This is a genomic window from Selenomonas sp. oral taxon 920 (assembly GCF_001717585.1).
GTDB lineage: Bacteria > Bacillota > Negativicutes > Selenomonadales > Selenomonadaceae > Centipeda.
This window is the reverse complement of the sequence record NZ_CP017042.1, coordinates 374333-386592: the sequence shown is the minus strand read 5'-3', so window position 1 is coordinate 386592 and position 12260 is coordinate 374333. Positions and strand designations below refer to the sequence as shown.

At 56.8% G+C, this 12260-nt stretch carries 14 protein-coding genes; 5 read left to right on the top strand and 9 right to left on the bottom strand.

Annotated elements, in window-relative coordinates; all coding sequences use genetic code 11:
* Positions 1–72 precede the first annotated feature (72 nt).
* Both BCS37_RS01735 and BCS37_RS01730 read left to right on the top strand, forming a co-directional pair.
* A complete protein-coding gene (locus tag BCS37_RS01735) occupies positions 73–444 on the top strand; it encodes a cupin domain-containing protein (protein WP_069179863.1) in 372 nt (123 codons plus the stop codon).
* Positions 445–483: 39 nt separating this feature from the next.
* Entirely contained in the window at positions 484–843 is a 360-nt protein-coding gene (locus BCS37_RS01730) for a hypothetical protein (RefSeq protein WP_069179862.1), read from the top strand.
* A 49-nt stretch (positions 844–892) separates the two neighbouring features.
* Here BCS37_RS01730 and BCS37_RS01725 read toward each other — a convergent pair whose 3' ends face one another.
* Both BCS37_RS01725 and relB read right to left on the bottom strand, forming a co-directional pair.
* Positions 893–1153, bottom strand: coding sequence for a type II toxin-antitoxin system RelE family toxin (locus BCS37_RS01725; RefSeq protein ID WP_069179861.1), 261 nt, complete (start codon positions 1151–1153; stop codon positions 893–895).
* Complete coding sequence (gene relB, locus BCS37_RS01720; protein WP_069179860.1) at positions 1122–1376, bottom strand: type II toxin-antitoxin system RelB family antitoxin; 255 nt, start codon at positions 1374–1376, stop codon at positions 1122–1124. The genes BCS37_RS01725 and relB overlap by 32 nt, the downstream gene beginning before the upstream one ends.
* Positions 1377–1506: 130 nt before the next feature.
* Here relB and BCS37_RS01715 point away from each other — a divergent pair, with 130 nt between their 5' ends.
* Positions 1507–2238 carry a hypothetical protein gene (locus BCS37_RS01715; RefSeq protein WP_069179859.1) on the top strand — a complete coding sequence of 244 codons (732 nt, stop codon included), beginning with the start codon at positions 1507–1509 and terminating at the stop codon, positions 2236–2238.
* Between the two features lie 80 nt (positions 2239–2318).
* Here the strand turns inward: BCS37_RS01715 and BCS37_RS01710 are convergent, their stop codons facing one another.
* Genes BCS37_RS01710 through BCS37_RS01690 form a run of 5 tightly spaced genes read right to left on the bottom strand, consistent with a single transcriptional unit; the run spans position 2319 to position 6444 of the window.
* Positions 2319–3083, bottom strand: coding sequence for an amino acid ABC transporter ATP-binding protein (locus BCS37_RS01710; protein WP_069179858.1), 765 nt, complete (start codon positions 3081–3083; stop codon positions 2319–2321).
* Positions 3084–3093: 10 nt separating this feature from the next.
* Positions 3094–3798, bottom strand: coding sequence for an amino acid ABC transporter permease (locus BCS37_RS01705; protein ID WP_069179857.1), 705 nt, complete (start codon positions 3796–3798; stop codon positions 3094–3096).
* The gene (locus BCS37_RS01700) at positions 3782–4543 is read right to left on the bottom strand and encodes an amino acid ABC transporter permease (protein WP_069179856.1); all 762 of its coding nucleotides are present in this window, start codon (positions 4541–4543) and stop codon (positions 3782–3784) included. Before BCS37_RS01700 ends, BCS37_RS01705 begins: the two co-directional genes overlap by 17 nt.
* Positions 4544–4561: 18 nt before the next feature.
* Entirely contained in the window at positions 4562–5422 is an 861-nt protein-coding gene (locus BCS37_RS01695; RefSeq protein ID WP_069179855.1) for a transporter substrate-binding domain-containing protein, read from the bottom strand.
* Between the two features lie 14 nt (positions 5423–5436).
* The gene (locus BCS37_RS01690; protein WP_069179854.1) at positions 5437–6444 is read right to left on the bottom strand and encodes a uroporphyrinogen decarboxylase family protein; all 1008 of its coding nucleotides are present in this window, start codon (positions 6442–6444) and stop codon (positions 5437–5439) included.
* A 179-nt stretch (positions 6445–6623) separates the two neighbouring features.
* Between BCS37_RS01690 and BCS37_RS01685 the strand changes: the two genes are divergently transcribed.
* Together BCS37_RS01685 and BCS37_RS01680 are read left to right on the top strand one after the other, a co-directional pair.
* Entirely contained in the window at positions 6624–7778 is a 1155-nt protein-coding gene (locus BCS37_RS01685) for a trans-sulfuration enzyme family protein (RefSeq protein WP_069179853.1), read from the top strand.
* 5 nt (positions 7779–7783) lie between these two features.
* Positions 7784–8953, top strand: a complete 1170-nt coding sequence (locus tag BCS37_RS01680) for a MalY/PatB family protein (RefSeq protein WP_069179852.1) — start codon at positions 7784–7786, stop codon at positions 8951–8953.
* Between the two features lie 121 nt (positions 8954–9074).
* Here BCS37_RS01680 and cysK read toward each other — a convergent pair whose 3' ends face one another.
* Both cysK and BCS37_RS01670 read right to left on the bottom strand, forming a co-directional pair.
* On the bottom strand, positions 9075–10010 hold the full coding sequence (gene cysK / locus BCS37_RS01675) for a cysteine synthase A (protein WP_069179851.1): 936 nt from the start codon (positions 10008–10010) through the stop codon (positions 9075–9077).
* A gap of 152 nt (positions 10011–10162) precedes the next feature.
* The gene (locus tag BCS37_RS01670) at positions 10163–12160 is read right to left on the bottom strand and encodes a penicillin-binding protein (protein WP_069179850.1); all 1998 of its coding nucleotides are present in this window, start codon (positions 12158–12160) and stop codon (positions 10163–10165) included.
* Positions 12161–12260 lie beyond the last annotated feature (100 nt).

Here is a 12260-nt window from a genome sequence, read left to right as displayed (position 1 = left end):
TTTATAATTTATAGCGAATCATAAATAACAGTAAATATTTTTACAAATGAACAAATAGTAGGAGAATCCATCATGAGCACGGCGATTACAAATGACTTTGAGACACGCCGCTATCGTCTCGCTGACGTGGCAAAGACGGGCGACGTCGCCACGCGCACGCCGATCTACAGTACAGAGTCGACGAGCGGCGTGGTCTGGGTGCTAAAGCCGGGACAGGAAATCAAGCCGCACGGACATGCCAAGGCCGACGATATCTGGATCTGCATACAGGGTGAGGGCGTATTCTATCCCACGCCCAATGAGGAGCGCCCCATCACAAAGGGCGACGTCATCGTCTCGGCGAAGGGCATGTGTCACGGCATGAAGAACACGGGCACGGAGGACTTTATCTTCGTCGGCATCCTTGCGCCCGTTCCGGCAGATTATTCCCCCATTGAGGGGTAACCTGTTCTCTTATTCTACGCACAAGTGGAGGTAAGGAAAATGCCCGCACAATCACACCGTCAAAATACAAAAACAGCCCCTCCGCCAAAGCCGCTCGCATGGTGGAAAAAGCTGCTGATCGCTGTGTTTGGCACATACATCGCGGCAAAGTTTTTCGGGCTCATCGTCCCCGATGTCAGTGCCGCAGGTATATTTCCGTACACGGACGGGGATGGACATACAGAGAAGCCTCCCATCCCAACAGACGAATATCCCGATGATACATGGGACTATCCTGTGGAAGATCAGTACGAGGATGAGGATATCTATGGGCATGAGGATGATCTGCCGCCCGCAGAGAATCTCTATGCCGACTGGAATGACTGGAACGAGGGGTATGACGACGATCATTTCAGCTGAAGTGGGCGACGGTACGAATGTATAACGCATACCATCGCTCTACATACTGTTAGTATATTTCCCGCCGATGCCCGATGGGAAGTGCAAGGATGACAAGGCGATCGTCCTCGATGGCACAGATCAGGCGATAGTCGCCGATGCGGTAACGCCACTGCCCCTTTCGGTTCGCCGTGAGTGCCTTGCCAAATGCACGCGGATTCTCGCAGTGGATAAGATTTTTCGTAATCCAGCCACGAAGGATACGCTGTGTATAGCGATCCAGCTTCTTAAAATCCCGATCAAACAAGGCAGTTGTCTGTACTTCGTACATCTTCAAGATCTAGTTCCTTCCACAACTCCTCAATCGGCTTTGCCTGCTTGCCGTCTTTTAGATACTCCGCATACGCCTCCTCCGCAAGCGCGATATCGTACTCATCCTCGATCTTTTCAAAGAGTGCTCGCTTGAATGCCTCGCCGAGGGAGATCGCATGCAGCTTCGCATAACTCTCCGCGAGTGCCTTCTCTGTGTCTGTCAGTCGAATCGAAAAACTCATTGTCATCCCTCCGTTTTGATTACAATGTACTACGCATGATTCACTTTGTCAAATTCTATTTAAGATGAACACTCCCCCCCCCGATAATGCTATTAGAAGGAATTGTATCCCACGGATTGGAGATGGTAACATGCGTATTGGAGAGAATGCAGGTAAGCTCCCGTTCCTGCAGACGGAGAACGCAGCGGCAGGAAAATCGGAGCAGAAGAAAAGCACGGTGACAGATATCCTGAGCCGCGCGGTCGAGGTCTATATCAGTGCGAAGGGAAAATCCCTGAACGAGAGCGCGGATATGGAGGAAGATCTGACCCCCGCAGAGCTGGCACTTGCGGCGAATGATAAGGAGCTCGCCGATAAAAAGGCAAAGAAAGCGCAGGCGGCGGAGATCGAGCAGCGCATTCAGACGGATGAAGGTCTCACGGACGAGGACAAGGCAAAGCTCCAAAAGCGTGCAGACGAATTGAAGCGTGCGGGCATGACGGACGAGGACAAGCTGAGTGAACTGCACGGAAAGGTGGAGAAGCTCGACAAGCTTGTGACGGATGGTTTTGCCACTGACAAAGAAATCGAAAAACAGCGCGATCTGTATCAGTCGCAGATCGGTCGTCTGGAATCCGAAATGAAGGCGAAAGAACACCACAATATGAAGCTGCGCGGTCAGGCACTGCAGGAGCGTGCCGACCGCGATGCGGAGATCACAAAGGCGCAGGAGAAGGAACGCGCAGCACTTGCGGCAGCGCAGCCGGATGACCTGACCGCACTTGCCGCGCTCAGAGAGTATCAAAAGACTGCCGCTGCAAAAAAACACGCAGACCGCAGCACAATCGTCATCCCGACCAATAAGAGTACAAGCGATACATAGAAGCACTGCACGCAAACGGCGGCAGCCCGCGAGGAAAACCTCACGGACTGCCGCTATTTTATGTTTTATCATGGCATCGTTCAGATCAGTGCCGCCGGCTCATACTCCTCGGGCAGGATACGGCGAAGGAAGCGGCGCGTGCGCTCCTCGCGCGGTGCGGTGAAGATCTCCTTCGCGCTGCCCTCCTCGACGATGACGCCGTCCGACATAAAGACGACGTGGGTCGCGACCTCCTGTGCGAACTTCATCTCATGAGTGACGACGATCATTGTCGTTCCCTCCTCGGCAAGTGTCTTCATAACCTGCAGGACCTCGCCCACGAGTTCGGGATCGAGTGCCGAGGTGGGCTCATCGAAAAGGATGACATCGGGTTTTGCCGCAATCGCGCGCGCAATCCCGACACGCTGCTGCTGTCCGCCCGAGAGCTGCGCGGGATAGTAGTCTGCACGCGCCTCCATACCGACGCGCCGCAGCGCCTCCATTGCGATCTCGTGCGCCTCGTCCTTTGCGATGCCGCGCCCGACGGTCAGCCCGAGCGTCACATTCTCGAGCGCGGTCTTGTTCGCAAAGAGGTTGTAGTTCTGAAAGACGAATGCGGTCTTTTTCCGCACGTCTGCAATTTCACGGTCACTCGCCTCCGCAAGGGAGAGCTGCGTCCCATGAAAGTCCATCGTGCCGCCGTCGGCGCGTTCGAGGAAGTTGAGGCAGCGCAGGAAGGTGGTCTTTCCCGAGCCGCTGGGTCCCAGGATAACGACGACATCCCCCTTGTTCACCGCCAGGCTGACATCCTTCAGCACCTCGGTCTGCTCAAAATTTTTGCGTACATTCTGAACTCCGAATAACATACTCCACCTCCTAGAGACTTCGGAACGCCCCGACACGCCGTTCTGCCGCAGCAAAGAGCAGCTGAACGATGGTGCAGAGCACGAGATAGACGATGAACACATCGAGATACGCCTCGATGTAGTTGTAGCCATAGGACGCAGCGATCTTGCCGACCGCCATGATGTCCTTGACCGTCATGAGGAACGCGAGCGACGTGCCCTTGATGAGATTGACCGTGATGTTGCAGATGCTTGGCAGTGCCACGACAAGTGCCTGCGGAATGATGACATGCAGATAGGTCTGAAATGCACTCAGCCCGCTCGCAAGCCCTGCTTCAAGCTGTCCCTTCGGGATCCCAAGCAGCGCCGCACGAAATGCCTCGGTGAGGAGGGCAATCGTATTCAACGTAAAGATAAAGACCGCGTAATAAAATGGATCGACTGCCTCAAATACGTTGATCGCCAGTCCCAAATCCTTCACTGCAGCATTGACAAGGCTCGGCAGGAGACTGTAGAGCAGGAGAATCTGCAGGATCAGCGGCGTACCGCGTACAAAGGAGACATAAAAGCGTGCGATCGTCCCGCCGACGCGCCGCCCGCGCACGCGCAGGACGGCAAAGTAGAACGCCGCGGGTGCTGCGAGGATGAGGGAAAGGGCGGTCAGAGAGAGCGTCACGCCCGCGCCCTGCCACACGAGCAGGAAGGTTTCCTGCATAAAGTCAAGATCCAGTTCCAACGGTGTCCCCTCCTCTCCCCGTCGCTTCCTTCGTATCCGCAGCGCGCAGACTTGTACCGACATCAAGGCGCTTTTCCACCAGAGCAAAGACCTGCTCCAGCAGGAGCACGAGCACCCAGTAGATGAGCAGCGCGGCAAGGTAGACCTCAATCCCATATGCTCCGAAATTCTGCGCGATGATGAGATTGCCCTTGCCGATCATATCAATCAATCCGATTGTATAGGCGAGAGACCCCTCCTTCAGCAGATTGATCGTCGCATTGCCGAAGTTTGGCAGTGCCACGAGTGCCGCCTGTCCTAGGATCACGTGCCGAAACGCCTGAAACGGCGTCAGCCCCGCACTCACCGCCGCCTCGTACTGCCCGCGCGGAACGGCTGTGTACGCCGCGCGGAATACCTCCGAGATATACGCACTGAAGAGCAGCGTAAATGTGATGATGGCAAAGACCGCACGGTGCAGCTCATTCATGTCGTACCGAAATGCCGCCTCCATGAGCTTTGGCAAACCGTAGAATACGATGAACAGCAGAACAATCGACGGTGTGCAGCGCATGACGTACACATACGAGAGAGCAGACCACCGAAGCAGCGCGTTGCCGCCGAGATTTGCCCACGCAAGAAGTCCCCCAAGAAGAGACCCGAGTGCAATGCTGACGAGAGCCACGAGGAGGGTCACATCGAGATACGCAAGAAGATCGGGCAGCACCTGCGCGATCATTCCTATGTCAAATGCCCGTGTTTCCATCCCGTATGGCTCCTTTCATCAGTTCAGATATGCCGACAGGCTCTCCCCGAAATATTTCTGCTCAAGCTCCGCAATCTTGCCCTCGGCACGCAGCTCCTCGATCGCCTTGTCATATTCATCCGCAAAAGCCTGTTCCTTCTTGTTAAAGATCGGATAGGTCGGAATCCCCTTGTAGCGGATGTACGTCAGCTTGTCGCTGAAGGCATGATAGGGCGCATCCTCCTTCTCGATGTTGTTCTTGTAGCTCAGCTCGACCTCAAGATAGCCGTCGTAACGCCCCTCCATGACCCAGCTGTATGCGTCCGCATTCTGGAAAGCCTCGGACGAGGTCAGCTTAATCTCGTTTCCGGGGTTCTCCTTGTTGTAGGTGTCGATGACCATGTAGCGCGCATCCTGCGGCGCAATCGGGACGAGCTTGCCGCTGAACTTCGCAAAGGACGGCAGATCCTTGATCTCATTCGCCGTATCCTTGCGGATCGCAAGACCGATCACGCTCGCGCCGATGTTGTTCTTCGGAAACACATACTTCTTCTTTCGTGCGTCCGTAATCCAGATCCCCTTTGTACCCACATTGTACTTGCCGGACTCGACACCGATCAGGAGATCATCATCCGAGGTCGGTACAAACTTGAATTCATACTGCGGCAGCTTCTTCGCAACTTCCTTCATCACGGCGACCTCAAATCCATCCGACTCGCCCTGCTCGTTCACGTAGTCATACGGCACATAGTAGTTCGTGTGCGCGACCGTGATGGTCTTCTTGCCGTCTGCGGACTTCGCCCCGTCCGCGCTGTCCTTGCCGCAGCCAGCGAGCCCTGCTGCGAGCGCCGCCGCGAGAAGGCCCGTGAGTGCTGCCTTGCCGATTTTCTCGAAATTCATGTTATTCGCTCCTTTTATCGTGCGCCTGCCGCGCCGCGAACCCAGTCAAAATGCTTCCAATCAATGTCGCGCGGAACGGTGCAGTCTGCCCCGAGCAGGACGCCCGTACGTCCCGCCGCTGCGAGGATACGCTCGGTCTCCGCCTCGATCTCCGCACGCGTGCCGCGATAGAGCACATCCTCGGGCAGATTGCCGAATCCTCCGAGCAGCGCGTGCTGCGGGAAAATCCTGCGCCCCTCCGCAAGAGATACCCCCTCGACAACCGCCGCCCAGTTGATCGTCTTGGCGTCGTAGTCTCTGTACCAGTCGAGCTCGTTGCGGTGCCCTGCGTAGCCGCAGATGTGGAGGATATTGTAGGGGCTTGCCGCGTTCGCGACACGCAGGATCCCCTTTTCGCCCGGCGCGAACACCTCCTCATAGACGGCGCGGTCAGCCCCCTCGCCGACGAGGTTCTGCAGGCTGAAGTAGATGCCCGTCACGCCTGCCTCCGTGATGACGCGGTGCGCGAGTTTTGCGAGGTCAGCGGAGATTACGGCGAATGCCTGCTTTACCGCCTCCTTGTCCTCGCGTACAAGCTGCGCAAGGAATGCCTCATCCTCGGCAAGCGTGCCCGGCTGCATAAACTTGATCGTCGTACCCGCGCAGAAGAGATTGTAGAATGTCGCGATGTCGCTGCCGTAACGCCGTGTAATCTCCTTTGCATACGCGACCTGCCGCGTAAAGAAGGGGTGATCGTCGGGAAGCGGCTGCACCTTTGCAAGCTCCGCAACCGTACGTGCCTTCTGTACGACGGGGTTCGGATAGGAGAAGAAGCCGTCCGTCATGATCTTCACGAAGTCGGGCTGTGCCTCCTCTATGTAGCGAATCTCACCGTCCAGTACCTTCTGCTCCAGCTCCGGATGCGTGTAGGCGTCCGCATGGATCTCATCGTCGAGGAAGTGAAACCAGAAGCCTGCGGGTACGCGCTCCACTGCTTTGCGATCCATCGCATTCAGTACCAGTTCTTTTTTTCCTGTTGCCATGTGATACTCCATTCTGCAAAACATTGTTTGTTTATATGTTTTAATCAACTGTGTGCACATCATACATGGAAATAACATTCTTGTCAAGTATGTTTTATATATTTTCTTATTGACATGGAATGGAACGGGCGCGTATAATGGAAATCACATAAAGAATATATTTGATGGAGGACATATTTATGAAGGATTTCTCTGCCGAGGTACATGGCTGTCACGCGTATGATGCGACAGGGGCACTCACCACGCCCGTCTATTTGTCCGCAACATTCCGCCATCCAGCATTCCGTGAGAGCACGGGCTACGACTACGGGCGTGTCGCCAACCCGACGCGCTGCGATTTTGAGCGCGCGATCGCCCTTCTCGAAGGGGGCGGGCGTGCATGGGCACTCTCCTCCGGCATGGCGGCGGTCAACCTCGTCTTTGCGCTCTGCAGGGCGGGCGATCACGTGCTTCTGCCCGAGGATCTCTACGGCGGCACCGTACGCCTTGCCAACGACATCTACAGCCGTTACGGCATCGACTTTGAGTATATCGACATGCGTGACACAGCGCTCGTTCGGGAAAGGATGCGGAAAGAGACGAAGCTTGTCTTCATTGAAACTCCCTCGAACCCCATGATGTTCGTCACCGACATCCGTGCGCTCGCAGAGACCGCACACGCGCATGATGCCCTCCTTGTTGTAGATAATACCTTCCTCTCACCACATTTCCAAAAGCCGCTCGAACTTGGTGCGGACATTGTCCTAGAGAGCGGCACAAAGTATCTCTGCGGTCACAATGACGTGATCTGCGGCACGCTCACAGTGCGGGATGCGGACTCCGACCTCGCGAAGGAGATCGAGCTGCTCGTCAAATCCGAGGGACCAAACCTCTCTCCGATGGACTCGTGGCTCATGCTGCGCAGCCTGAAGACGCTTGGCGTGCGCGTCGAGCGTCAAGCGGAGAGTGCGCTCACCATTGCCCAGTGGCTGCGCACACTGCCCATAGTCACGGAGGTCTACTATGTGGGTCTCCCCGATCACCCGCAGTACGCGCTCCATCAGTCCCAGAGCACGGGCTGCGGCGGCATGATCTCATTCAAAGTGAAAACGCCCGCCATCGCACAAAATGTTCTCGCGCATCTGAGGCTCATCGCGTTTGCCGAAAGTCTCGGCGGCGTCGAAAGTCTCCTCACCTATCCCATCGTACAGACGCACGCGGAGATGCCGAAGGATCTCATTGAGCGCACGGGACTGGACGACCGTCTCCTGCGCCTCTCCGTGGGGCTTGAGGACGAGGAGGATCTGAAGGAGGATCTGGAACAGGCACTCAAGAAGGCTGCTCAGGAAGGATAATAAATATGCCCATCAACTTTGACGAAATCATCGACCGCAGGAACACCTCCTGTCTAAAACACGACTTTGCCGTCGAGCGCGGCTACCCCGCAGACATTCTGCCGTTCTGGGTCGCGGACATGGACTTCCGCGCCCCTGCCCCCGTCATTGACGCGCTCAGAGCACGCGCGGAGCACGGCATCTTCGGCTATACACAGGTGAAGAACGACTATTTCGCCGTCCTTCAGAACTGGTTCCGCACGCGCCATGACTGGACGGTTGAGCGGCGCGACCTCATCCTCACGCCCGGCGTTGTCTTTGCGATCGCGACCGCCATCCGCGCCTTTACGAAAAAAGGCGATGCCGTACTTATTCAGCAGCCCGTCTACTACCCCTTTGCAAATATGATTCGACAGAATGAGCGCGTGATCGTCGACAATCCCCTGCGTCTGATCGAGGGACGCTATGAAATCGACTTCGCGGACTTCGAGCAGAAGATCATCGAGCATCGTGTAAAACTCTTCATCCTGTGCAGTCCGCACAATCCCGTCGGACGCGTCTGGACACGTGCGGAACACGAACAGATCGCCGCCGTCTGCCTCCGCCACAACGTCATCGTCGTCGCGGACGAGATTCACGAGGAGTTCATCCGCCCAGGCTTCCGTCACATCCCGTTCGCCTCGCTCTCAGAGGAGGCAGCGGCGATCACCGTCACCTGCACCTCACCGAGCAAGACCTTTAACCTTGCGGGGCTGCAGATCTCCAACATCTTCATCCGAAATGCGCAGCTGCGCCGCCGCTTCAAGGAGGAACTGAGCCGCACGGGCTACGACGAGCCGAACACACTTGGGCTTATAGGTGCAAAGGCAGCATACGAGCACGGCGCGGAGTGGCTCACGCAGCTGCTCGCCTACATTGAGGAGAATTATGCACGTACCAAGAGCTTCCTCGCGGCACATCTGCCGAAGGTACAGATCATCGAACCCGAGGGAACCTATCTACTCTGGCTCGATTTCCGTGCCTACGGACTCTCGGATGAGGCGCTCAACGAGAAGATCATCCGCGAGGCGCGTCTCTGGCTCGACGATGGCCCCATCTTCGGTGCGGGCGGCAGCGGCTTTCAGCGCATCAACATCGCCTGCCCGTGGGCGACACTCGAAACGGGACTTCAGAATCTCGCCAAGGCATTTGGCTGAATGACATATAAAAACGAGGAACGACCGCATTTTCGCCGTCATTCCTCTTTTTTTTGTTGTACCACAAAAATATAGACCTCCTCATTAAGAGGAGGTCCTGTGGATTATCTGCAATCAATATTTACTTATCCTGGAACAGATCCGTCGAGAGGTAGCGATCGCCGCCGTCGGGAAGCAGAACAACGATATTCTTACCGGCAAACTCAGGGCGGCGTGCCAGCTGCACTGCTGCTGCAAGCGCAGCACCTGAGGAAATTCCGATCAGTGCGCCCTCGCGGCGTGCGAACTCCCTGCCGTAGGCAAAGGCATCCTCGTTCTTCACCTGAATGACCTCATCGTACGCCTTCGTATCAAGGGTCGTGGGGATAAAGCCTGCGCCGATGCCCTGAATCTTGTGCGGTCCCGGCTTGCCGCCCGAGAGCACGGGTGAGTCTGCCGGCTCCACAGCAACGACATGGATGGAGGGGTTCTGGCTCTTCAGGTAGCGGCCGACTCCCGAAACCGTTCCGCCCGTACCGACACCCGCGACAAACGCGTCTACATTTCCATCCGCGTCTGCCCAGATCTCAGGTCCCGTCGTACGCTCGTGCACCGCAGGGTTTGCGGGGTTTTCGAACTGCGACGGAATGAATGAGTTCGGAATCTCCTTCTGCAGCTGCTCAGCGCGTGCAATCGCGCCCTTCATTCCCTGCGAGCCCTCCGTCAGCACAATCTCAGCACCATATGCCTTGAGAAGATTGCGGCGCTCGACGCTCATCGTCTCCGGCATCGTGAGGATCGCATGATAGCCGCGCGCTGCCGCAACAGCGGCGATGCCGATGCCCGTATTGCCGCTCGTCGGCTCGATCAACGTTGCCCCCGGAGCAATCTTGCCGTCCTTCTCCGCCTGCTCAATCATCGCAGCCGCAATGCGGTCCTTCACCGACCCCGCAGGGTTGAAATACTCGAGCTTCACCAGCAGATTCGCCGGAACATCATACGACTTTGCAAAGTTTTTTGCTGTGAGCAGCGGCGTATGACCGATGAGCTCCGTCACCGACTGATAAACGTTTCCCATAATCCATTCTCCTTTAACAATTCCAATTGCAAAAAGTAAACATACCGAAAAAGTATGTTTACATATTACTCGTTTTTAGAGGATATGTCAATAGCGGCAAGAAAAAAACTGCAGCACGAACAAGATTCATGCTGCAATTCCATATGCAAGATTTATGTCGGCTCAAAATAGACCTTCACATGCGTGCCCTGCTCAACGATATCGTTCACGCTCAGGCTCTGACCGACGGCTGCGCCTGTGCCTTCACTCTCGAAGAAGAGACCGCGCAGCTCCGCCAGACGTGCTGCCTCACGCATGGAGAGCCCCGTGAAGTCCGGTACGATTGCCTTGCCCTCGGGCGGCACGGCGGCCGCCTCCATACGCTTCTCCTCAGCGGCGTTGCGTACCGGCGCCTCCGGCTCTTCAATGGGGGTAAACGGATTGCTGGACGGCTCAACGTGTGCATAGCGCAGCAGCTGTGCGAAGATGCGCGAGGCAACGGGCGCGGCAATCTGACCGCCGTAGAAATTGCCGCCGCGCGGGTCGTCGATCATGACGAGCACGGTGAAGATCGGATCCTCGACAGGTGCAAAGCCGCAGAACGAGGCAATGTAGCGCCCCTCCATATAGCCCGAGGTATCGAGGCGGATCTTCTGTGCTGTGCCGGTCTTGCCGGCAATGCGGTAGCCGCGCACGCCTGCCTTCGAGCCGCCGCCCGTCGCAACAACCTGCTCGAGGAGTCCGATCAGCGTACGGTTCACCGTCTTCTGCAGAGTCTCGCGGATCTCCTGAGGCTTGCGCTCCTCATAGATGGAGCCGTCCGGATTCTTGATCTCGCGCACGATATGTGGGCGCATCAGCATCCCGCCGTTCGCGATTGCAGACATCGCCGTCACAAGCTGCAGCGGCGTCACTGCGATACTCTGTCCGATCGCAGTGGTCGCAATATCCGAGTCACGCATATCTTCGGCTTTGAAAAGGATTCCCTCCTCCTCACCGGGCAGATCAATGCCCGTCTGCTCGCCAAAGCCGAAGACCCGCGTATAGTGCATCAGCTTCTCCGCGCCAAGTGACAGTCCGACCTGTGCAAAGCCTGTGTTGAGCGAGTTCTTCACGATGTCAGTAAACGTGACAGCCCCGTAGCTCTCATTGCTCCAGTTCTGGATGCGCCGCCCCGAGACCATGACGTAGCCTGGATCAAAAAAGACCTGATTCGGTGTGACAATGCCCTCCTGCAGCGCCGCGCCCGCAACGATCGCCTTGAACGTCGACCCCGGTTCGTAGATAAAGGAGACGGCACGATTCTTCCAATTCTCCTGCGGGTATTCCCAGAAGCGGTTTGGATTGTACGAGGGACGCGACGCCATCGCAAGGATCTCGCCCGTCTTCGGATCCATGACGATCGCTGTAATGGACGAAGGGCTATTTTCCGCCATCGCGCGGTCAAGCTCCTGCTCCACCATAAACTGAATCGTACTGTCAATCGTAAGAACGGCCGTCTTGCAGTAGTCGCCGCGATAGGTGCGCCGCCCGACTAAGATGGAGTCGAGGATCGGCCGCCGCTGTCCGTCGACCGTCAGGCGCTCCTCACGCACCTCTCCTTTGAGCAGCGGATCAAGTGCCTGCTCCACACCGTCCAGTCCTTTGTCCTCCGTACCGACAAAGCCGAGCACATTCGCTGCGAGGGCGTCGTTCGGGTAATAGCGCTTCGCCTCGTTCTGAAAGCCAAGACAGTCGCTGTACCCCTTTTCGCGGATCACTGCGCGCACCGCCTCGTACTCACTGTGCTCGAGCCGCCGTTTGACCCAGACGAAGCCGCCGCCGACAGCGATATCATCGAGGACCTCCCTCTCCGTGAGCCCGAGGAGCGGAGCAATATCGGCAGCGATCTGCGCAGGATCGTGCGACTCGTAGACGTGGTTTGGGTCGATAAAGAGGGATTTCGTCATGCTGCTGACGGCGAGTTCCTTGCCGTTGCGGTCAAGGATCGCGCCGCGCAGGGACTGGATGCGGAACTCATAGCCGCTCTGGTCGCGCATGCGCTGTGCGAGTGCATCACCTTGAATCACCTGCAGATAGGCATAGCGGAACGTCAGGACGACGAGTGCGGCAAACATGAGCAGGGCGACGCGCGCAATGCGCCCCTGCACCGTTGCCCGAAGATTCTTCATTGTTTTGCACGCCCCCCGTCAAATCGTTCCCGTGTCATCATACCATAAATCCACATGAAAAAAAAGCCGCCGCAGCGCTCTGCGCCGCAGCGACTTTCGT

Excerpts from the sequence above, each read along its gene's own strand:
- BCS37_RS01735 (WP_069179863.1), top strand. The coding sequence starts at position 73 with ATGAGCACGGCGATTACAAATGACTTTGAGACACGCCGCTATCGTCTC.
- BCS37_RS01730 (WP_069179862.1), top strand. The coding sequence starts at position 484 with ATGCCCGCACAATCACACCGTCAAAATACAAAAACAGCCCCTCCGCCA.
- BCS37_RS01725 (WP_069179861.1), bottom strand. The coding sequence starts at position 1,153 with ATGTACGAAGTACAGACAACTGCCTTGTTTGATCGGGATTTTAAGAAG.
- relB (WP_069179860.1), bottom strand. The coding sequence starts at position 1,376 with ATGAGTTTTTCGATTCGACTGACAGACACAGAGAAGGCACTCGCGGAG.
- BCS37_RS01715 (WP_069179859.1), top strand. The coding sequence starts at position 1,507 with ATGCGTATTGGAGAGAATGCAGGTAAGCTCCCGTTCCTGCAGACGGAG.
- BCS37_RS01710 (WP_069179858.1), bottom strand. The coding sequence starts at position 3,083 with ATGTTATTCGGAGTTCAGAATGTACGCAAAAATTTTGAGCAGACCGAG.
- BCS37_RS01700 (WP_069179856.1), bottom strand. The coding sequence starts at position 4,543 with ATGGAAACACGGGCATTTGACATAGGAATGATCGCGCAGGTGCTGCCC.
- BCS37_RS01695 (WP_069179855.1), bottom strand. The coding sequence starts at position 5,422 with ATGAATTTCGAGAAAATCGGCAAGGCAGCACTCACGGGCCTTCTCGCG.
- BCS37_RS01690 (WP_069179854.1), bottom strand. The coding sequence starts at position 6,444 with ATGGCAACAGGAAAAAAAGAACTGGTACTGAATGCGATGGATCGCAAA.
- BCS37_RS01685 (WP_069179853.1), top strand. The coding sequence starts at position 6,624 with ATGAAGGATTTCTCTGCCGAGGTACATGGCTGTCACGCGTATGATGCG.
- BCS37_RS01680 (WP_069179852.1), top strand. The coding sequence starts at position 7,784 with ATGCCCATCAACTTTGACGAAATCATCGACCGCAGGAACACCTCCTGT.
- cysK (WP_069179851.1), bottom strand. The coding sequence starts at position 10,010 with ATGGGAAACGTTTATCAGTCGGTGACGGAGCTCATCGGTCATACGCCG.
- BCS37_RS01670 (WP_069179850.1), bottom strand. The coding sequence starts at position 12,160 with ATGAAGAATCTTCGGGCAACGGTGCAGGGGCGCATTGCGCGCGTCGCC.